The following is a 22164-nucleotide window of genomic DNA, read 5'->3' on the forward strand; positions in this document are numbered from 1 at the left end:
AATGGAGTTTATACATTTTATAGTCAATCCTGTTGCTGGGTATGGTAAAAACCCTATTACGGAGCCTTTTTTAAAAGCATATTTTGAAGAGGAAAATTATACAATTCAGGTAAAGTATTCCACCTTTAAAAAACAGGCCATACTTTTAACAAAGGAATCTATTTTGGAAGGGGCCACTATCATTGTTGCCTGCGGTGGTGATGGAACTATAAATGAGGTGGCATCCTGTTTGGTAAGAACTCCTATTATTTTAGGCATTATTCCTATAGGGTCAGGGAACGGTCTAGCATCCAACCTTCAGATACCTTCAAATGTAGAGAAGGCTATTGCCATCATAAAGAATAAAAAAAACACCCAAATTGATGTGGGTAGTATCAATGACAGATACTTTTTTAGTAATACAGGAATAGGTTTTGCCGCTAGCGTAATAAAAAATTACGAACAAAAAAGGACGCATACCCTTTGGGGATATATTACGGCAACTTTTAAATCGTTCAAAGAATTTGGTGATGCTGTGGATAGTGAAGTGAGTATAGATAAAAGTCAAATCATGGATAATCCATTTATGATTTTCATTTCTAATTCTAATGAGCTTGGATACAAGGTGAGCTTAACACCAAAGGCATCATTACAAGATGGTTATTTGGATGTTGTTATAGTGCCTAAAATAGGTCGATTAAAAATAATATTTCTTATTCTTCTTATGCTCTTCAATAAGCAGCATATTTTAAAAGAGGTCAAGACCTTTCAAACAAAAAAAATTCAACTTTACAAAAATAAGGGAGTAGATTTTGAGCCTCAAATAGATGGAGATGTTCAGTTGATGGGAGAAAGAACATTAAACATAGCCCTAGAAGAAGGAGCATTAAATGTTTTTGTTACCCAACCCTTCGGGATAGTTATGGGATAATTTTAAAATATAAAATGATATCTCTATATAACTAACTGGTTTTATGTATCTTATACTTGATACTTTTATGATTAAAAAGTCTTTTGTGGATTTTTTTTAATCTCATATGACTAAATTTTGTTGTAATTTGTTAGTGTTTTTAACACTATTAGGTTTAAATGTTATTCAAAACCCTTGATTTTGTTGAGGTTTAAATTGTTTTTTAAGTCTTTAAAATTAACAACATATCCGATTGTAATTTAAATACATTTGTAGCGTTTTAATAAGAAAGAATTATTGATGAAAACTGGCTTGAAACTTCTCTGGATTGTTTGCTTATGCGTTACGGGAGTATACGCACAAAACGATTTGCCCTTACAAGGGGATAATTCTACAATTAAACCTCTTCAAAGCCTTTTTAGTTCTAGGTTGCAAGGTAATTTGGAAAAGCAACTAATGTCCAATCCACAATGGAAAAGACTAATAGAACAAAAGAAAATGGCCGTGGGTATTGTGGATCTCAACGATCCAAATAATGCAAAATTTGCAAGGGTCAATGGAAATTATATGATGTATGCCGCCAGCCTTCCTAAAATCGCCATTTTATTAACAGCCATGGACGCTATCGATAAGGGAGAGTTACAAGAAACAGCTGAAGTGAAAAAGGATATGCGATTGATGATCAGTAAATCGGATAATCAAGCCTCAACCAGGATGATTGATAGAGTAGGGTATGAGAAGATAGAGTCCGTTATGACGGATCCTAAATATGAATTTTACGACAAACAACATGGTGGCGGTCTTTGGGTTGGCAAGCGTTACGGCGGCGGTGGCGATACCAATAGGGAGCCCCTTAAAAATTTAAGTCATGCTGCCACGGTTACCCAAGTATGCAGGTATTATTATCTTTTGGCCAATGGCCAATTGGTCAATGAAAGACGCTCCAAGCAGATGTTGAATATTATGGAAAATCCAGAATTACATCATAAGTTCGTAAATACTTTGGATCAAATAGCCCCTACAGCGCGTTTGTTCAGGAAATCTGGATCTTGGAGAACCTATCATTCAGACTCCATTTTAGTTTGGGGTAATGAACCCAACAGACGATATATATTAGTAGCACTAATAGATGATGCAGGTGGTGAACAAATCATAAGAGACCTTGTGAAACCTGTAGAAAAAGCCCTTCGAAACACCTTGTTATAGCATTTCATTTCTTTATCAAGGAAAATTTATCTAAAACCATATTGGCAATACTTTTTCTGCGAAGTAATTTGGCTTTGCATCACATCCCTATTTTGTTTTTTGACCCCTTTGGTGGTGTATATTCTTTAGCTACCTTTAGGGCTTAAAGTATAGGAAAAACAGCTTATTTTTATAAAGGTTAATTCCGGAACTTTGCCATTAAAAGTAATAGAAGTACGAACTACATGTTGATTCTGAATACCTTAAAAGGTTATGTACTAAAAGTATTTGATATAAAGGAAGAAGAGCTTTATAAAACACTTTTACTACAACTAAATATTTTTTTATTGATTACGACTTTACTCATCGTAAAGCCAACTATCAATTCTTTATTTCTCTCGGAACTAACCTCAGATGCATTGCCTTTGGGTTACGTCTTAACCGCCATTATGGCAGTGATAGGCTCTTATTTTTACGATAAGATCTTAGAGAAATATCCCTTGAATTTTGTTATAGAAAGAACGCTGATTGGATCAGTTATTTCGTTGGTGATTTTTGGAATCGCTTTCAATTTTAACCTTGGAAAGGGATTTCTACTCTACATTCCTTATGTATGGGTAGCCATCTTTGGATTACTTACAGCTTCTCAATTCTGGATACTTGCGAATCTGGTATATAATGTAAGGGAAGCCAAACGTGTCTTTGGCTTTATTGGTGCTGGTGCTATTGGAGGGGGGATCTTTGGGGGATACCTTACCTCCCTTTTAACCACCTTTATCAGTTCTCAAAATTTATTGTTTTTTGCAGCTTTGCTTTTAGTGTGCTGTTTGCCTCTTACAAGACATATTTGGAAGAATGAAGTCGTTAAACTAAATCCATTTCAGGTTTCTCAACGTTCCGATCCAAAAGGAGAATCGCCCTTTAAACTCATTCGCCAGGATAGACTACTTAGTTTAATTGCAATCGTCATAGGAATTAGCGTGCTTGTGGCTAAATTGGTGGACTATCAATACAGTGATTATGCTTCCCGTCTTATTGATGATAAGGATGAATTGACTTCCTTTTTTGGCTTTTGGTTTTCTAGCCTAAGTGTTATTTCTTTATTGATTCAATTATTCCTAACCCAGCGTATCGTCGGGACCTTTGGAGTAGGTAAATCCCTGCTATGGTTACCCTCCGGAATTCTTATTGGTTCTGCTATTCTCTTGTTAATTCCACAGCTATGGGTAATTGTTTTTATAAAAGTAGTAGATGGCAGCTTAAAGCAATCTGTAAATAAGGCCGCAACGGAGTTACTTTCTATACCAATTCCTATTGAAACCAAAAAGAAAACCAAAACCTTTACAGATGTTGTTGTAGACAGTATAGCTACGGGATTAGCAGGATTTATACTTATATTTTTTATCAATGGGTTGGATATTTCTTCCACCTATATCAGTTTAATTATTATCGTCCTTATATCCGTTTGGCTTTATTTTATTTATCATTTAAGAAGAGAGTATATTGTTTCGTTTAAAAAATTATTGGAAACTGCCCACACAAAAAAAGAAAAGAATAACAGAAAGGAGATACCCGTTACTTCCATCGTAGATACTGTGATTCGTGTTTTTCACTCAGGGGAAGAAGGACAGATTCTTCATATGTTGCAGAAAACATTAGAGGTTAAGAATGAGCGATTCTTTTTTGCAATAAAAGGATTGTTAGAACACGAATCGGCTGAGATAAGGGCATTGGCTATTGAAAACCTTTATTTTTTAAAAACCCAAAATTTATCGTTCCAAATGGAATCCATGGTGCATGATAAAGATCAGCACGTAACGACTGCCGCCTTTAGGTACCTGTTGAAGAATTATAACAACGATACTGTTGAGCTTTTTAGAAAGTATCTGAACAGCACTGATGCCACCATTGCAAATGCGTCTTTGATAGGGCTATCTATGGAGCTGAGAAACAATCAAAGATTACAAGATCGATTTAGTTTAGACCATAGAATTGGACAAGCATTGGAACAGTATGTTGAAATTAAATCCCAAGTACACAAAAAGAATAAATTAGTATCTATTCTGGAAACGATAGGTAACGCCAAGACGGAAAGATATTACTACATTATCAAAGAACACCTTTCCTCAAAAGATGTAGATGTATTGAATACAGCCATTTGTAGTGCTTCTAAAACGTTAGATAAGGAGTTTATAGAGCTAATTGTACCTCATCTTTCAAAAAAGGAATCTAGAAAAGCGGCTACGGAAGCCCTCTTTCATTTTGGGGAACCCATTTTGGATATGTTGGTTGATACCATCCGTAATGAGCACATAGATCTAGAAGATGCTATATATATAGTTCCGGTGATAGAAAGATTCGCTTCACAGAAAGCGATTAACACTTTAATTAAAATAACAGAAGACACAGAACATGCTATTAAAATTGAGGCTATAGAGGCGCTTAAAAGATTAAAATGGGAATACCCCAATTTACAAATAAAGGATCGATTTGTAGTTGATAAAATATTGGATGAATGCCATCTATATCAAAATACCTTGTCTGTTATTCATTCTCAGATTGTCATTCAATATAAAAAGAAAGACCAAAGTCCGGAAACCTTGCAAGAGAATGAAGCCAGAAACGGCCTGATCCATTTATTGGAGCAGCGATTGGACAGACAATTACAACGTATTTTCAGATTTTTGGGTATAAAGTATCCTCCAGGTGATATAGACTCTATCTTAAATACTATTCTAAATGGCAAGGAAGAGCAACGTGTTCATGCCGTGGAGTTCTTAGATAATATATTAGACAATCAACTTAAAAAGGAACTGATTCCTGTAGCAGAATCCACTCTCATGGAAACTATTTCAGAAGAACAAATTAAAAAGTTGAATCTCAAGGTGTACAGTGAATCCGAATGCTACCATGCTCTATTACTCAGAAGAGACGTGAAATTGAAGCAGGCAGTGCTCTATTTGATTGAAAAGACCAAGGACAGTAAGTTTATTCCCTTGTTAGAGATGGCCCTTGATGATAAGAATGAGAAGATAAGAAAAAAGGCTGCCGAATTATTAGACAGCATTAAAGTTTAAGTACTATTTCTTGCGCACTATTTTATCTATACTAGAAGCTAGCATCATATGGTCCGTTGCCGAATTTTTGCGAAGTACGTTGGTCATAAGGACTACCATATACCTGCAATTATCTGGATGTTCTATAATAGCCACGGAATTCATAAAGTTACTTACGTTCCCCATGTATTTACCGCAAGTTTCGCCTTTGGTACGGTCACATTTATATAAACTACCAGATTTAAAATATACTGCGGCCTCTTTTAGCACAGGAGATTGTGCATAACGTATCCTGCGATCTGTCATATACATCAACCGTTTCATTTCCAAACTCGATGCCTTATCAACAACATTTCCTTGCTCTAATTGAACTAAAAATTTCATTAGTCCAATAGGAGTCCCAATACTACCGCCTTTATCACCAACATAGGTATTTGCCCCTTTGGTGAAAAAGCTCCCCAAGCGCCATTCATCGCTAGTAATGCCCAATGTCCGTAGAGGTAGATTAACTACATCATTTCCCAGATCGGTGAGTTCCTTTCTAGGGGTGTTTTTAAAATAATCATCTGCCTGCTCTTGGGTTAAAGCGGGGTAATCTTTCCCAAAAGCAGCCATCAACAGTACCTCTCTCCATACAATACTTGCAGCACCGTTATTACTAACAGATATCATATGGTCTGCCCATTCATATAAAGTAAACACATCGCTGGCTATCACCTGCCTTTTTACCAATTTTTTTGTTTCAATAGTATAAATGGGTATAGTATGTTCGTCCGTGAGACCCCAAACGCCAGCTTTCACTGATTTATCCCTCAACAAGGCTGTTCTCTGTTCCCAGGAATCAGGATAAATCTTGGCCAGTTGGGTAAAAAGACCATTCAAGACGGCCAGTTTGCCTACGCTTCCGGGTTGATAGCCCGACGTTTCATTTCTTTCTGCGTATCTGATGTTGTCTACATCCGAAATATCCAGCACGGTTATAGAATAACTCCTATCCAAACCTCTAAACAATCCACTGATCTCTTTCTGAAAATCTGCATCTGTCACCAATATGCTTCCAACGCTGTCCTGGCTTCTTGATGTCAGATTAAGCTCAATTTCTGAATAGGATTTTAAGGCTCCTAGAGGCAAGGTAGTTACATCTTTTAATTCCCCGCTTTTAATGAGCTCTAACCTTTTCAATCTCTTGATACCGGTTAGTTCATATCCATCTATGGGATAGTAGGAGATGGTGGTAAAGGCAGTGCACACGATTAGTAAAACAACATATTTTAGGTATTTTTTCATTTTAAAACTTATTAGAAAGTGCAATTTTTTTAGTGGTATCTATTTTTGGCGTGATGGATTCCAAGTACCCGGAACTCAAAGCCTTTTTATTTTCTACAAAAGGCCTTATCTGGAAGAGCCATAATTTATTATTTTGAAAACCCATCTCTACGTCGTAAGCACCTTTGTAATCAGAACTAGTAGCTTTAGGCAAGGTTTCCCGAATTGTTGTGGCCAATTCTCGTATATCCTTGATATTTTGTGCATTGAGAATGGTGTTTTCAAAGGTGACTTGTTTTTTTCCTGTTCCTCCGGTAACAGGAAGGGTATTGTGGTACGGTTCCCTAGCTGGGGCAAGTAATTCCTCCCCTCCTGATGCTTTTACCAAATAAGATTCTGCAGACTGCCCATCAACCGCACCCCCAGCACCTCTACTAAAGGCAATGGTTAGATCCTTATCGTTCCCAGAGCTTATCCCTTTGGTAATCATTACGCCAGAGTAATCTACATCCACACTTGGAATGACCAAAATAGAGGGGAATACATTTTCAGGGTTTAATAAATATTTTTGCCTCCATTTAAAACTGCGCTCGGTATAAGGTGAAGCCCATACGTCTTTGATACCCTGAATTATTTTTTCACGGTCAACAACATTAAAAATAGTAAGGTTGAGGCCGGCTCCCGAGAAATCCTTTAGATCTTCCATATTGGTATCACTTCTAAGGAAAACAGGGATTTCTCCTAGTTTTTTACCAAATATGGATTGGAAATCCTTACCGAGTTGGTCTACGAACTGTGGTTGAAGTTTTATCTTTTTTATGGCGTTCCTTAATATTTCCAATTGACGCAATTGATAGTTTTCAACTTCTGCCTCCACGATTTCCTGCTCCCTCATTCTGTCAGCTTCTTTGAACATATCATTGAGAAACTTCCAGTAAGAAATTGTTTGTCCTTCCATTTTTTGGTCCATATGAACCCTGAATATTCCAAAGGGGATTACCAAACCCTCAACGACTTTGTCGGGGAACATTTTTTTGAGCTGACCTAGGTTGGCTGCTTTCGGACCACAAAGTTTACCGGAGTCTGAAGCGTCAACGCTTCTTAGGTTTAAAATATTAGTTTCGTCCAATCGAATTTGTTCAATGGGTACTGCGATTTTTTCAGCGCTACGCTCTTTTTTGGAAAAAAGGGACCGCTCTTCTTCGGTCATTTCGCGTTCTAATTTTAAAATAACATTTCCTTTATTGGAAACGGCATAGAGTACTTTTTGACCATCGAATCTTTTTAAGCTTTGTAGGTTTTGGTCTGATAGTGCTGCATTGGGGATACCGAGGTTTCGGGCCAATAGCTGCACATGGGAAACCATGTTCCCTTCAGAAACCGTAGCTATGCCTGCTACCGGTTTAAGGTCCGACGGTGGCCGTTGAAAGATATAGATCTTATCAGAAGCTACTTCAATATCATCGGAAGTACCATCAATTACAACAAGCTCTCCATAGGCATACCCCGGATTTAGGCCGCGCATGGCACTTTGGTTGGGAACATCTATAACCTTATTAGACAAGGAAGATTCTTTGGCAAGGTAGTCGCCCAATTGCCCTACACTCTCCCCTAAATTCAAGGCAATGGATCCTCGTATCCTGTCGTCTATGAATCCGTATGCCTTTGGCTCAAAGGCGGTATATTCATTCACTATATCCTCATAATTGGCCTTTACCATAGAAGCACTCCATTCCACTTGTCTCCTAGCAGTTTCGAGAAGGGAGTTCAGTTCTGCTAACGTCATTGTAGGGTTGTGATAAGCCTGAATATTGCTATTGATCTGCTCCCATTCGCTTAGTTCAATATATCCAGATCCAGCGGTGGCCATTCCCAAATAACATATTTTTTCTAAAAGTCCTTCTAGTTCTGCTGGCTTCCAATTAGAGGACGATTTAAATATTAGTTCCTCTAATTTTAAGGATATATCTAATAATTGTAAACGGGCCAGAGGCCTTTTCTCAGTTAATAATTGTTCCCTTATTTGAAGTATCACCTGCGCTGTCTCTGGAATCAATTGTGAAATATCAGAGCTATTGTAATTTTTGGATACGTAATCTGTGATTACTTCACCCAATGGAGTATTCTTTAACAAGGTAGCCTTTTCGGAAAGGGACTTGATATCAATAGGTTTGTGAAAATTGGTCATTGTAGCCACCAATTCTTTGAATTTTGAGTTTAAATCTGGAGTTAATTTAGGAGCATTTTTATTTTGGAAAGATTTGACTCTTTCTATATCTCCAAATTCAGGTTGTCCGTGAATCTTTACCCTAAGGTCCATGAAGGGTTCGTATAAATCAGAAATTACTTTAGACTCACTTCTCATTTGTTGCGCGAGGTTGTCATCGCCCTGATGAGGTATGGCTTTTAAGGATTGTCGTATCAAATAAAAATTTTGGGCAATTACTTGATCCTTGGCCAATAGCCATTTATAAAAATCTATGCCCCACGCTTCTTCATCTTCTGCCTGTACGGATCCTCTATAGAATTGTCCCTTTCTTAGAATCCACCCATCATCAACACTTCTTAGATATTTTTCCAATTGGTATTGCTTTAACCTAGAGTGGTTGTGCTCTGCATCCCAAAAATCTTTTTTATCCGTGTAGGCTAAAATTTGGCCGAGGTAAATATGGTTGTTTTTGCCAAGATTAACCACTGCATCTTTATAACGCGCATGCTGAACCCCAGGACCTATTTCTTCTGGGCAAGGGTCTTTAGGTTGGCGGATGCTTCCATCGCTACAGAACCAACGGATATCCCTATAGGGTCCACGAATATCATTTTTATAGAGCGCCACTTGCCCAGTAATCTGCTTGTCCGAAACTTTTTGGGCAGGTGCTACATTGCAGAAGAATATTAAGACTACGGTAAAGGCAAGAAAATTTCTCATTTAGTGAGGGATATGTAATAATTTCATGCTCAAAACTAATGCCAATTTTGGCATTAGGCATTTGTAAAGCTAATAATTTTAGAATAAATTCTTATGCTGACTTAAGTTTCTTGTAGAAATAGTAGTTGTTATTTAGTTAAATGATTTACGACTACTAAAGTGTAAAGTTTTAATTAATTGAATGCTATGGGTAAGGTGCTTCAAATAGTAAGGTATGTTAATGTCACAAACCATTTTCGTAACATCTTTTTCAAAAACAAATACCTCTTTTTTAAGTTTTAAAAAGGACAATATATAATACCTTTTGAGGTATAATAACTTTTGATAACTTTGAACGTGATTTTTTTGAGTAAAAACCTACTTTTGTAACGTAAAATATAGAGAAGATTTTGATTATGTCAGAAAAAATAGAAAGAATAAAAACATTGATTATAGGTTCTGGACCAGCAGGATATACTGCTGCCATTTATGCTGCGAGGGCAGATTTGAAACCTGTAATGTATACAGGAATGGAGCCTGGTGGACAATTGACCACAACTACTGAGGTAGATAACTTTCCAGGGTATCCTGAGGGGATAGATGGGCCTACCATGATGGTGCAGTTGCAACAACAGGCAGAGCGCTTTGGAACCGAGGTTCGTATTGCGATGGTAACGGCTATAGAATTTAGTAAAGAAGTTGGCGGGATACATAGAGCTACAGTAGATGATAACAAGGTTGTTGAAGCCGAGACTATAATTATTTCTACTGGCGCAACAGCAAAATATTTAAATATCCCTAGTGAACAGCGACTTAGAGGTGGGGGAGTTTCTGCCTGTGCTGTATGTGACGGTTTTTTCTATAAAGGACAAGAGGTCGCTATTGTGGGTGCCGGAGATACGGCAGCAGAAGAAGCTTCCTATTTGGCCAACATCTGTAAAAAAGTGACCATGTTGGTTCGTAAGGGCGAAATGAGAGCGTCCAAAGCTATGCAGCACAGGGTTAACAGTCTTTCGAATATTGAAATGCGCTACAATACTGAGGTAGACGAAGTATTGGGAGAGCAAGTTGTGGAAGGATTGAGAATGGTAAATAATCAGACTGGGGAGAAGGAAGAAATAGCTATTACCGGTTTGTTCATTGCTATTGGACACAAACCAAATACAGATATTTTTAAGGGTCAGTTAGAAATGGACGATACCGGGTATATAATTACCAAGGGAAAAACTACCAAAACCAATAAGCCAGGAGTATTTGCAAGTGGTGATGTACAGGACAAGGAGTACAGACAAGCTATCACTGCTGCTGGAACAGGATGTATGGCGGCCTTGGACGCAGAGCGCTACTTGGCTACCATTGAAACTACAAAAGAAGCGGTATAATCCAAAAATGTTTGATTTAAAAATAATAAAAAAACAGCTATACAATAGCTGTTTTTTTATTTAGCATAAGTATTGTTAATCAATGCGCTTATAATTTTCGGAGAAAATCCTATTCCCGTTCTCATCCAAGTTAATCTGGCTATAGGTGTCATCTTTCAAGATTAGTTCAAAGGAAAATTGCCTTATGGTATCCAAGGCCTTAATCATCTCCCAATCCCCATATTCTATTGTTTCAAGAAGCCTGTCCGGGGTAATTTTATAGGTCCCATAACCAAACCTTCCCGTTTTTTCGGCGGGAGAGGTCCTAGACCACATTATTTTTCCATTGTAATACATTTTTACCTGTCGGTATCCTTTTGCAGTAGGTGTTGTATCTATGATTTTTTGCCCATCATATTGATAGAAATCTTGAAGTTCCCAAGTACCTTCTATATTGTGCATAGTAGGTTCTTTATCAGCTGTGTATTTAGTGGCAGAAACCAAAATGAGCATAAGAAATATAAATCCTAAAATTTTTTTCATATCTGTAAGGTTTTGTGATGGTTGTTAAATAATCACTAAAAAGTTACAATATATTTTATAAAGTACATAATTATTCAAACTTTAAATTTAAAGAATCAATAACCAATGAGTTGGATCAGATTTGATCTGAAAAATATTCTTGGATATGTCTAGTCAACTTTTGGATATCTTTTTTTTTGTGGCAAGCACTGATCACAATTCTACTCATTGTTTGGGAATCCTCATTTGGATAAGGGAAATTGGTAACAATTACTTTTTTGTCCTCTAAATAATCTGTTAATCCCTTATTGGAAAAACTAATAGTAGGATGTCCATCCATTATAATATGGGGAAACTTTTCGGTCAGCCCCTCCTTAAACTGGTGCATTCGTTTTTTTAATTTTTTCCTTTTCTGGGACATCAATTCTTGGGAATCCATTAGTGTTGCCATATTTGCTGGGGTGGCGGGACTAGCCCCGCCGTAAAAGGATGTTTCTGTCATGGCATTAATCCTATCCACTGTACCAAAAATAGCTCCTGCCTGAATACTAAACCCTTTGCCAAGGGAACAACAAACTACAACTTCCCTAGCCCCCAAGCTCATTAACATTTTAAAAACACCCTCTCCATGCTCCCCAACTATACCTATTCCGTGGGAATCATCTACCACTAGAATGGTGTTTGCCAATGGTAAGCTTTTCAATGGATTAAAATCGGGATAGTTACTTCCTGAAAAATCAATGGAATCTAAAAAAACAACAGCGACAGTTTTTTCTTGCGCTTCTAAATGTTCTTCTAAAGCTAATTTTAAGCTAGAATAGGTTTCCTGGCATGCATCATTTGTAAGCAGTAGGGCTGAGTGTGCGTTTGGGGCAAAGAATCTTTTAAAAAATTTATAATTAAAATAATTACGAGTAAACTGTCCTGCCAAATATCCAGATGAAAGTGATATGCATGCTTCACTTCCAACTAGTTTAGCGAGGTAGCTTTCCGATTTTTCAAAGATGGATAAGCGAACATTGGAAATTCTTGATGCACCGTAGTTAGTGCCATATTTTTTAATATTGTCTATAAGTAGTTTTTGGAAATATGCATCAGATTGAAGTCCCAAATAGGCGGTACCCCCAAAATACAAATAGTCCAAATTGCGCACTTTGATCTTTCTTCCAGGAAATTTATCAACGTAATGGATCATACCTTTAAGGTTATGCCACTACCTCCCAAAGTTGGGAATATCAGTTTTCCGTGGTCTACTATTTTTATTCCATCTGCAATATCCTCCTTTAATAATAAGGCCCCATCCATATCCACATAGTCCAATTGGGGCAAGAGTTGAGCAATGGCTGAGATACCAACGGTGGATTCCGTCATACAGCCCACCATTATCTTTAAGCCTAATTCCTTTCCCTTTTTTATCATCCGCAAAGCAGGGGTAAGTCCTCCGCATTTGGTAAGTTTTATATTTATACCATCATAGTGTAAAGCACATTTTTCTACGTCGGTTTCTACAATACAACTTTCATCAGCTATGGTTGGCAGCACACTGTGGTGGGATACTTGTTCCATGCCCTTCCAATCATCTGCTTTTAAAGGTTGTTCCAAGAATTCCACACCCAATTCTTTCAATAAAGGGGCATTGTGTATTGTCTCTTCAGCTGTCCATGCGCAATTGGCATCTACTCTAAAGATGGCATCGGTATGTTTTCGCAATTCACGAATAATGGCTACATCATTATTTGTTCCCAATTTTATTTTGTAGATCGGCCATGGAAATTCTTTGATTTTTTCAACCATTTTTTCTAACGTATCCAGACCAATAGTATAATTGGTGATGGGATAGGAGGTGATATCGGTATTCCAGATGCTGTAAAGTGGTTTATCCAGAAGTTTACCATAAAGGTCGTGGGCTGCTAGATCAAGGGCACAAAGGGCAAAATTACTTATGTTTTTTGCTCTTAAAAAGGCATGAAATTCTTTAGGGGTTGTAAAGTCAAATGATTCAATATCGGATTTTATAGCCTCAATTTCATGTTCCAGACTATCTAGGGTAATCTTATAATAGGGATTAGAAGTAGCTTCCCCGTAACCCGTTTTACCTTTATGGGACAAACAGGCTATTAAGGTATCTTGAAAATTGTGTGACTTCCTAGAAATACTAAAAGTGTGTTTTAGCGGTAATACATATTTTTTCAAACTGAGATTCATGAGCATATGTTTCTACTAAGATATGTATTAGGAAGTGACAAAATAATCAAAACCCACTGAATTTTCAGCGGGTTTATTAAAGTCTAATTGTAGTTTTTTAGTATTTATGTACACTACCAGAAGAGGACTTGTTTTTTTGAACACTAGCTTGTCCAGTGTAGGATATATCTGCACCACTACTTGCCTCCGCTGTTAGGGATTCTGATACGTTCAAAGAAATATCTGCACCGCTACTAGCATCGGCATTACATATTTTGGTCGTGAGATCTTTGGCCTTTATGTCAGCACCGCTACTGGCGTCTGCATGTAACATATTGGTTCGTCCGGTTACCTGTATATCTGCACCACTGCTGGCATCCGCGGTTACCTCATTGGCAACTAGCGAAACTTCTAAATCTGCACCACTACTAGCATCCAAGGAGATCTTCTCAGCCTCTATGGTGTTTACGGTGGTCAATTCAGCACCACTAGAGCTGGACAATGCAGAAATATTGGGTAAGGAAACATGAATTTTTTTAGTGGCTCTACCAATGTTTTCTATAGCGTGGATAGTGAGCTTGCCATTTTTTATGTCCGTACCTATTAGATTTAAAATATTTTCATCTGCCTCCACTATTATTTTAAATTCATTGGCTTGGGTCACATATACATCCAAGCCTTCAGACGCAGAGACCACGGTAAAAGCTTCAGAAATAGCTCTACTGTCTTCAACTATAGTGCCATTGCCCTTTTTGCCTTCCCCAAAATTTAAATCGAAGGCACAAGAGGAAAGGAAGAGTGCTAAAATAAGTGCAATTGTAATTCTTGCTAGTGTTGTCATGATTGTTGTTTTTAGTTGATTAAAGGTCTGATTATTGATTGATTTTTAATATTCTGGATAACTGAACTGTGGTATTTTGGTGATGAACTGTTCTATAATTAATTATCGTCAGATTTTATTTGGACTCCTTTTTCATTGATCTTAACACGTATTTTGTCATTTTTGTCTTTAATGTCAATATCCACTCCATTCTCGTCTATTATGATGTGTCCGCTTTGATTTTTATTCATTTCATCGTCCATGTCGTCAGGACAATTTAAACATTGCAATATCCCATTACTATTCATTTTCCAGGTATAGTTGAACATATCACTTCGGTATACTTCCTTATCGTTTTCTGTACCCCAACCCACATGATATTTGGTATTGTTGTTTAAGGAAACGGATTTATTAATGGGCACATAAATGGTGACATATACCTTTTGGTCCCTCACTTTGTTTTCTGATGATGTAGTTAAAAAATTGTCTAGGAATAAACTATTTTCTTTAACGGTATATCTATAATTAATGCGATCTGCTCTTTTTCTGGCATTTTCAAACGAACTGCCATCTGCATCTTTACGTATTCTAATATACACTAGGGAGTCCTCGGATTTTTTAATATCAAAACGGATATCTTCCGTATACAATAAACGATCTCCTTTTTCATTATAGGCCACGGACATTCCATCGAATCCACCATTTTCTACTTGGTTGTATAAATCTGATGAGTTCATGCCTATCATCAGTGTATCCAAATTATTTTCAAAATATAATTCTTCTTTTACTGCAGTACTTCCATTGTATGCATGGGCTGAAGCTTGTTGAATGCCAAGAATAGTTAATCCAATTACGGATAGTAACCAAAGACCCAGTAGTGAGAATTTAATAATATTCCCTATAGATTTTAGGTTGGTGACCAATATTTTTAGACCCAGATATAAAAGAAAGAAAAATGGAATCCCGAATGCAAAAAGACCTAAAACCGATACCAGCCATACAGGGGCATCGGTGGAATTCACCATATCATAAAAATCCACACCGGGGATATGGAACATATCCAAAACACCTACGGTAAACATTCCTATAAATATTCCTATCAAAGAAGTGGCTCCGATAAGGATTAATAATATTCCTATGAATTTTCCTACGATCTTAAAGAAAAACATGATAATATCTCCTAGTGCATCGGCAAAAGATTTGCCGCTACTCTTTACCTTATCACCCATTTTTTCGTAATCCACGTTTTTTACCTTAGAAGCAACATCATCAAAACCCTCTTTTACCTTGCGCTCAATGTTACTGATATTTACAGGCTCTCCTCTCATATCTAATTTTTGGGAAGTGGTACTGGCTTCAGGAACTAAAATCCATAATAGGACGTAGGCGATAAAACCAAATCCAGTGGATAAGGCCAAAAGAATAAAAATTATTCTGATCCAAAGTGCATCTATCCCCATATAATATTCTAATCCAGAACATACACCACCGATAAATTTGGAATCTGTATCGCGGTATAATTTTTTAACTTTAGCCGTTTTACTAGCACTAGTATTCGGAGTATCTTCAAAGATATCCTCGTCTACCATGTAGTCCTCAGGTTGTCCCATAATGTTGATGACTTCGTCCACTTCCTTTAAAGTAATCACTTGTCTCTCGTTCTCTATTTTCTCTTGGAACAGCTCTGCTATTCTTGCTTCTATATCCCTTATGATTTCGTCATTACCGGAAGTGTTTGCAAAAGAGCGTTTTATAGCTTCTAGGTAACGACTCATTTTTAGATATGCTTCCTCATCAATATGAAAAAGAATATTTGCGAGATTTATGTTGACTGTCTTGTTCATTGTTAGCTGTTTTTTGAATTGGTTACGAGATTTGTTGCTTTTCTAAGTTCGTCCCAGGTGGTGTCTAATTCTTTAAGGAACATCATACCTGTTTCCGTAAGGGTATAGTATTTACGTGGGGGTCCAGAGGTGCTTTCTTCCCAACGGTAATTGAGCAACCCCGCATTTTTTAATCGCGTTAGTAAAGGATAAATGGTACCTTCCACCACTAGCATCTTTGCATCTTTTAGGGTTCCTAGGATTTCAGAGGCATATTTGTCTTCTCCATTTAAAATGGACAGAATGCAGTACTCCAAGACCCCTTTGCGCATTTGTGCCTTTGTGTTCTCTATGTTCATAGCTTCATGGTTCTATTAAATTAACTGTTCGTTTTTTTGCTGTACCTATTTTTTGATTTGCAGAGAATGATGAGTTCCCTTGTACATAAATGCAGCCATTTTTTGATTGATTGATGAATAAACTCACTTGCCTTTATTTTATAAAATTTATACTAATTGGATATTTAAAAGTTTGTCCCTCGTTGGTGCGTAAGGTTCCTAGTATTGTATATATTATGTTGAGGATAACCAGACCTCCTTGAGCAATTACGGCTATTCCAAAGGGAATAAACTTATTTCTAAAATTAAAATTATCCCCATTAATGTTCCAATGAAAGCCTTTAAAAGAATTAAAGAGTATATGATCTACTTCAAATACATTTGGAAATGCACCAAACAAAAAGGGAATGGATAAAACTCCTAAAACTAGGGCGTAAAGAAGTAGGCTTATCTGAAAGTTCAAAACTTGTTTTCCATTATAGTCCACAAACTTGTAATCCTTTTTGTTAATGCTCCAAAGAATCAAGGGTAATATGATATTTCCTAAGGGTAAAAAATACCTTGAAAAAACGGAAGCATGAATAAATGCCGATAAATTTCTTTCGTGTTTACTTAGCGTGTCTGTCATGGCCTATTAGTTTCTTATGCAAATATATGGCTTTTAAAAGGTATTATGCAAAACATAGTACTAAAAATTAACACATTGTTAACATTTTCTATTGTGTTTTAGACTTGGAGATTAGGTTTTAAACCCAATCATTCTGAGGGTTTTTGTAGCATAGGAATTCAATTTTATATATTTTTAAAAAAATTAAAAATAGATGTCCATTAGCCCAAAAAAGTTTAATACCTATACCTTTTTTAAACTCCCTGCTGCCTGGTGGAGTGGAGTCCGATTACAACATATAAACCAAGAAAGTGCCGTGGCCACGGTAACCTATAAATGGTTCAATCAGAACCCATTTAATTCTATGTTTTGGGCCATTCAAGGTATGGCCGCTGAATTGTCTACAGGGGCAATGGTGAGTGACCAGATACTTGACAGTGGCAAGAAAATATCTATGTTAGTAGCCAATAATAATGCTAATTTCTCAAAAAAGGCAACAGGCAAAATAACGTTTACCTGTAAAGACGGGGCGTTGATCCAGAAGGCATTAGAACAAACAATTGTTACTGGGGAAGGCCAGACCTTTTGGATGAAATCTGAAGGAGTTAATGAAGATGGACTTTTAGTTTCTACCTTTAATTTTGAATGGACAATTAGGTTGAAAAAATAAATAGGAACCTACTTTAATTTTATAAGGGATGTAACAATATCGTTTTTTTTACAACTTATTACCAATACTAGAAATGTACTGAAAAATGAATGCACACGAAATTGATTACCAGATTTTTGGGGAAGAAATGCAATATGTGGAAATAGAATTGGATCCACAGGAAGCTGTGGTAGCAGAAGCCGGAAGTTTTATGATGATGGATTCTGATATTAAAATGGACACTATTTTTGGGGACGGATCCAATCAGGATAACGGTGTCTTAGGAAAACTTTTTTCTGCCGGAAAGAGGCTATTAACAGGGGAAAGTTTGTTCATGACTGCCTTCTTAAATAATGGATATGGTAAAAAAAAGGTAAGCTTTGCATCGCCTTACCCTGGCAAGATCATTCCTATAGACCTCACAGAATTTGGGGGCCGCTTTATTTGTCAGAAGGATGCCTTTTTATGCGCTGCAAAAGGGGTATCCATTGGAATTGAATTTTCTAAAAAGCTCGGTAGAGGCCTATTTGGAGGTGAAGGTTTTATAATGGAGAAACTGGAAGGAGATGGTTTGGCATTTGTACATGCGGGAGGTACAACAGCTAAAAAAGTATTGGGAGTAGGAGAAATTTTGAAGGTAGATACGGGATGTATTATTGGTTTTACAAAGGACGTTGATTACGATATTGAATTCATTGGTGGAATCAAGAACACGGTTTTTGGTGGGGAAGGACTGTTTTATGCTACCTTAAAAGGCCCAGGAACGGTGTTTATCCAATCTTTACCTTTTAGTAGGTTGGCCAATAGGGTATGGGCAGCAGCACCAAAAGGTGGTGGTAAAGATAGGGGTGAAGGTAGTATTCTTGGTGGTATAGGTAATATATTGGATGGTGATAATAGATTTTGAGTAACCAATAACTTCTTTCCTTAGGGAAAATATACGCCACGTTTAACTTTCCAAATAGCTATAATACACGTTATGAATTTTAAAATACTATTCGATTTTCTGCGCGATTTGGAGAGAAACAACTCCAAGGAATGGATGGATGCCAATAGGAGGCGTTACCACGATGTTAGAGATTCTTATATTTCTTGGCTAGACGATCTAAATCACACCTTGGAGGCAATAGACAAGTCGTATTATTCTACGCCAGGTAAGAAGGGAATAAATCGGATCAATAATAATCTTATGTTTCATCCTAATAAACCTGTGTATAAAGATCATTTTGGTGCAGGATTGGACAAAGCACCAAATACAGCGGATTTTTACATACAGATAGGCATTAACGAATCCATGTTGGCTGGTGGATTTTGGCGACCAGATCCTAAATCGTTACAAAGTATTAGGGATGGTATTGATTACAACGGGGAAGAGCTCAAAAAGATTCTCCAAAAAAAATCTTTTCAGGACACTTTTGGCGGATTGGTGCTGGACCAGAAATTAAAAATGGCGCCCAAAGGCTTTAGCAATGACCATGCTCATTTGGACTTGCTTAAAAACAAAACCTTTGCTGTTATGAGTCCTTTAACAGAACGAGAGATTCTGCAAGATAATTTTAAAGAAACAGTAGTACAGGTCTACAAGGAAATGTCACCCTTTAGGCGCTATTTGAACAAAACAGTAACAGTTTAAACTAAAAGCACTCATAGTTGGTACCCTTAAAAACCTTTGACAATTGAAGAACGGCACGGTTAAAAATATTAAAGAAGAACTATTATCGGATCATTGGTACACCCTTAATAAATTCACTTTTGAATACCAGAAGGAAAATGGTACTTGGGAAAAACAGGTAAGGGAAGTTTATGATCGCGGTAATGGTGCCGCTATTTTGCTTTATAATAGGGCAAAAGGAACGGTCATATTAACCAAGCAGTTCAGGATGCCTACATATGTGAATGGAAACCCTACAGGGATGATGATAGAGGTTTGTGCTGGACTTTTAGATGGGGATCATCCAGAAGACTGTATTAAAAAGGAAGTAGAGGAAGAAACAGGATACCGCGTTAATGATGTGAAAAAAGTTTTCGAATCTTATATGTCACCAGGTTCAGTATCAGAGATTCTTCATTTCTTTATCGGTCAGTACGATGATCAAATGAAGGTAGGGGAAGGCGGGGGTGCTGCCCATGAAACGGAGAATATAGAAATTTTGGAATACGCTTTTGATGAGGCAATGGATTTGGTGCTCCAAGGAAACATCAAGGATGCCAAAACCATCATGCTGCTTCAATATGCAAAGGTAATCGGGTTATTTGGATAGGATTATTTTGTGGTCCAATGGATCTATAAAATAGGATCATTTATAAAAATCAGAATATAAAATTTAAATAAAAGAAGGAGCCCATGGGCTCCTTCTTTTATTTGTTAAAAAAATCATTTTTACCAAATACGCACTCTTTTTTCAGGAGCAACATACATTAAATCGCCCTCTTTGATATCAAAAGCAGTGTAGAACGCATCCACATTTTTAAGAGGCTCCGTTGCCCTATAACGCGCTGGGGAATGAGGATCTGTTTTAACTTGTGTCCGAAGAGCTTCCTCCCGTTGAAGTGTACGCCATACCGTAGCCCAACTCATGAAGAAACGCTGTTCTGCAGTGAAACCATCAATATTTTCTGGTCTTCCGTTCTTTTTAAAGTCGTTCTCCAAACCATCATAGGCGGCAAGTACACCACCAAGGTCCCCAATATTTTCGCCTAAAGTAAATTTCCCGTTTATATAGACACTATCCAATACTTCTACATTATCGTATTGTGCTGCCAAGGCATTACCCCGTTCAGTGAAATTTTCAAGGTCAGAGTCGCTCCACCAGTTCACAAGGTTCCCATTGGCATCAAACCTGGAACCGCTATCATCAAAGGCATGGGATATTTCATGACCTATAACTGCACCGATTCCGCCGTAATTGACTGCATCATCTGCTTTATAGTCATAAAAGGGTGGTTGTAAAATAGCTGCGGGAAAGACAATTTCGTTATTAAAGGGATTGAAATAGGCATTCACGGTTTGTGGTGACATTCCCCATTCAGTTCGGTCAACTGGCTTGTCAATTTTATCCAAATTATCTTTTAATCCCCATGCTGCCACGGCCACCATATTGTCATAATAGGTATTTCTTGGGTTTACTGCCATGGAAGAATAGTCCTTCCACTTATCTGGATATCCTATTTTCACGGTAAATTTATCGAGTTTTTCTATGGCTTTCAGCTTGGTAGAGTCGCCCATCCATTCCAAATTATTTATCCGATCTTTATAAGCATCAATGATATTGGCTATCATTTTTTCTGCTTTCGCCTTTGCTTCTGCTGGAAATTTTTCATCAACATACAATTTCCCCAGAGCCTCACCAACACTACCATTTACTGTGGATAGGGCTCTTTCGTCTGCGGGTTTTTGCTTTTTGCTACCATAAAGGGTCTTATTGTAAAAATCCCAATTTGCTTTTTCTAATTCAGTGGTGAGCATTCCAGCAGCATCGTTTAAGGTAGACCATCGCATCACCGTTTTCATTTCTTCTATACTTCCTTTCGAAAACGTTTTTTGAAGGAATTCCATGTAGGCAGGCTGCATAACCATTACGGTATCCAATTCTTTTGACACTCCCAAGTCTTTAAACGCTTGTTTCCAAGAAATGGCTGGCACCATTTTTTGTAATTGCACTAGTGTTCTTGGATTATTAAAGTTTCTGAAATCCCTACTGGCAACCTTGTCCAGTCTTGGAATGGCCAATTTGGTTTCAAAGGCAAGAATAGTTTCTGCCTGCTTTCTTGCCGCTTCTTCATTATCTCCTAAAAATTGGAGCATTCTTGTAATATGATCAACATATTGTTGTCTTATTTCAATTGACTTAGCATCTGTATTGGTATAATAATCCCTATCTGGCAAACCTAAACCTCCAGGAACAATATATGCAGAATTCATAGCACTGTTATTGGGATTTGAAAAAGCTGCAATCCCCATAAATGGTTGGGAGATGGTACTTGCATTTTCTGTTATCACCTTTTGTAAATCGGAAATAGTTTTGATATTTTCTATTTTATCCAGTGCTGGTTTCAAAGGCTCAATACCTGCTTTGTCTCTTGCAACGGTATCCAATTCTGATTCAAAAATCATAATAGCTTTAGCTTGATCCGTACTTGGAGCATATTTATCGCTTTGTTTGGCATTCGCTATTATCTTTAGCACATCCGCATCTGTAGACTTTCTCAAGACAGTGAATCCACCCCAAGTGGTTTGGTCATCTGGGATTTCAGTAGTCTTCATCCAAGAACCATTGACGTAATTGTAAAAGTCGGTTTTTGGACTTACCGTAGTGTCCATGTTTGCCAAAATGATCCCGTGTGGCCCATCATCGGCATCTGCTTTTGTTTTTTCCTTATCACCACAAGAACTAATAAACATAGACCCTAGGGCAACAATACATCCCATTTTTAAAACATTAATTTTCATTTGTTTCGAGTTTATTTTTTAATTTTAAATACGTGCTAAACTAGCGACTTTATTTATGAAATATATTGGTGTTATTTCAAGGTAATAAGTTACAAGTTTTAATTGT

18 protein-coding genes are annotated in these 22164 nt (G+C 37.2%); 8 read left to right on the top strand and 10 right to left on the bottom strand.

The genetic code is table 11. From position 1 onward, the window contains the following. The first annotated feature begins 1 nt into the window (after window position 1). The 3 genes from ABXZ36_RS13605 (at window position 2) to ABXZ36_RS13615 (ending at window position 5151) form a co-directional block, all read left to right on the top strand. A complete protein-coding gene (locus tag ABXZ36_RS13605) occupies window positions 2-910 on the top strand; it encodes a diacylglycerol/lipid kinase family protein (protein WP_354616230.1) in 909 nt (302 codons plus the stop codon). Window positions 911-1189: 279 nt separating this feature from the next. Continuing rightward, window positions 1190-2095 (top strand): serine hydrolase, encoded by a 906-nt coding sequence (locus tag ABXZ36_RS13610; protein WP_354616231.1) that lies wholly within the window; start codon window positions 1190-1192, stop codon window positions 2093-2095. A 224-nt stretch (window positions 2096-2319) separates the two neighbouring features. Then, window positions 2320-5151 (top strand): Npt1/Npt2 family nucleotide transporter, encoded by a 2832-nt coding sequence (locus tag ABXZ36_RS13615; RefSeq protein ID WP_354616232.1) that lies wholly within the window; start codon window positions 2320-2322, stop codon window positions 5149-5151. Window positions 5152-5154: 3 nt separating this feature from the next. Here ABXZ36_RS13615 and ABXZ36_RS13620 read toward each other — a convergent pair whose 3' ends face one another. Together ABXZ36_RS13620 and ABXZ36_RS13625 are read right to left on the bottom strand one after the other, a co-directional pair. Then, window positions 5155-6417: a serine hydrolase gene (locus ABXZ36_RS13620; RefSeq protein WP_354616233.1), complete on the bottom strand. Its 1263-nt coding sequence runs from the start codon at window positions 6415-6417 to the stop codon at window positions 5155-5157. Window position 6418: 1 nt separating this feature from the next. Beyond that, a complete protein-coding gene (locus ABXZ36_RS13625) occupies window positions 6419-9325 on the bottom strand; it encodes a PEP/pyruvate-binding domain-containing protein (RefSeq protein ID WP_354616234.1) in 2907 nt (968 codons plus the stop codon). Between the two features lie 395 nt (window positions 9326-9720). Here ABXZ36_RS13625 and trxB point away from each other — a divergent pair, with 395 nt between their 5' ends. Then, complete coding sequence (gene trxB / locus ABXZ36_RS13630) at window positions 9721-10686, top strand: thioredoxin-disulfide reductase (protein WP_354616235.1); 966 nt, start codon at window positions 9721-9723, stop codon at window positions 10684-10686. Window positions 10687-10761: 75 nt separating this feature from the next. Here the strand turns inward: trxB and ABXZ36_RS13635 are convergent, their stop codons facing one another. The 7 genes from ABXZ36_RS13635 to ABXZ36_RS13665 form a co-directional block, all read right to left on the bottom strand. After that, a complete protein-coding gene (locus ABXZ36_RS13635) occupies window positions 10762-11208 on the bottom strand; it encodes a hypothetical protein (RefSeq protein ID WP_354616236.1) in 447 nt (148 codons plus the stop codon). A gap of 115 nt (window positions 11209-11323) precedes the next feature. Next, window positions 11324-12382: an aminotransferase class I/II-fold pyridoxal phosphate-dependent enzyme gene (locus ABXZ36_RS13640; RefSeq protein WP_354616237.1), complete on the bottom strand. Its 1059-nt coding sequence runs from the start codon at window positions 12380-12382 to the stop codon at window positions 11324-11326. Next, window positions 12379-13392, bottom strand: coding sequence for a dipeptide epimerase (locus tag ABXZ36_RS13645; RefSeq protein WP_354616238.1), 1014 nt, complete (start codon window positions 13390-13392; stop codon window positions 12379-12381). Before ABXZ36_RS13645 ends, ABXZ36_RS13640 begins: the two co-directional genes overlap by 4 nt. A 97-nt stretch (window positions 13393-13489) precedes the next feature. Next, on the bottom strand, window positions 13490-14212 hold the full coding sequence (locus tag ABXZ36_RS13650; protein WP_354616239.1) for a head GIN domain-containing protein: 723 nt from the start codon (window positions 14210-14212) through the stop codon (window positions 13490-13492). Window positions 14213-14310: 98 nt separating this feature from the next. Next, on the bottom strand, window positions 14311-16035 hold the full coding sequence (locus ABXZ36_RS13655) for a PspC domain-containing protein (RefSeq protein ID WP_354616240.1): 1725 nt from the start codon (window positions 16033-16035) through the stop codon (window positions 14311-14313). A 2-nt stretch (window positions 16036-16037) separates the two neighbouring features. Next, on the bottom strand, window positions 16038-16373 hold the full coding sequence (locus tag ABXZ36_RS13660; protein WP_354616241.1) for a PadR family transcriptional regulator: 336 nt from the start codon (window positions 16371-16373) through the stop codon (window positions 16038-16040). Between the two features lie 133 nt (window positions 16374-16506). Further along, window positions 16507-16980 carry a DUF4870 domain-containing protein gene (locus ABXZ36_RS13665; RefSeq protein WP_354616242.1) on the bottom strand — a complete coding sequence of 158 codons (474 nt, stop codon included), beginning with the start codon at window positions 16978-16980 and terminating at the stop codon, window positions 16507-16509. Window positions 16981-17173: 193 nt separating this feature from the next. Here ABXZ36_RS13665 and ABXZ36_RS13670 point away from each other — a divergent pair, with 193 nt between their 5' ends. From ABXZ36_RS13670 to ABXZ36_RS13685, 4 genes are all read left to right on the top strand, one after another. Further along, on the top strand, window positions 17174-17629 hold the full coding sequence (locus ABXZ36_RS13670) for a DUF4442 domain-containing protein (RefSeq protein ID WP_354616243.1): 456 nt from the start codon (window positions 17174-17176) through the stop codon (window positions 17627-17629). 85 nt (window positions 17630-17714) lie between these two features. After that, the gene (locus tag ABXZ36_RS13675) at window positions 17715-18515 is read left to right on the top strand and encodes a TIGR00266 family protein (RefSeq protein ID WP_354616244.1); all 801 of its coding nucleotides are present in this window, start codon (window positions 17715-17717) and stop codon (window positions 18513-18515) included. A gap of 72 nt (window positions 18516-18587) precedes the next feature. Then, window positions 18588-19241, top strand: a complete 654-nt coding sequence (locus tag ABXZ36_RS13680; protein WP_354616245.1) for a DUF2461 domain-containing protein — start codon at window positions 18588-18590, stop codon at window positions 19239-19241. A 43-nt stretch (window positions 19242-19284) separates the two neighbouring features. Further along, window positions 19285-19869 (top strand): NUDIX domain-containing protein, encoded by a 585-nt coding sequence (locus tag ABXZ36_RS13685; protein ID WP_354616246.1) that lies wholly within the window; start codon window positions 19285-19287, stop codon window positions 19867-19869. Window positions 19870-19988: 119 nt separating this feature from the next. Here ABXZ36_RS13685 and ABXZ36_RS13690 read toward each other — a convergent pair whose 3' ends face one another. Further along, a complete protein-coding gene (locus ABXZ36_RS13690) occupies window positions 19989-22058 on the bottom strand; it encodes a M13 family metallopeptidase (protein WP_354616247.1) in 2070 nt (689 codons plus the stop codon). Between the last annotated feature and the right edge of the window lie 106 nt (window positions 22059-22164).

Source organism: Sediminicola arcticus, assembly GCF_040566695.1.
In the GTDB taxonomy this organism is placed as follows: domain Bacteria; phylum Bacteroidota; class Bacteroidia; order Flavobacteriales; family Flavobacteriaceae; genus Sediminicola; species Sediminicola arcticus.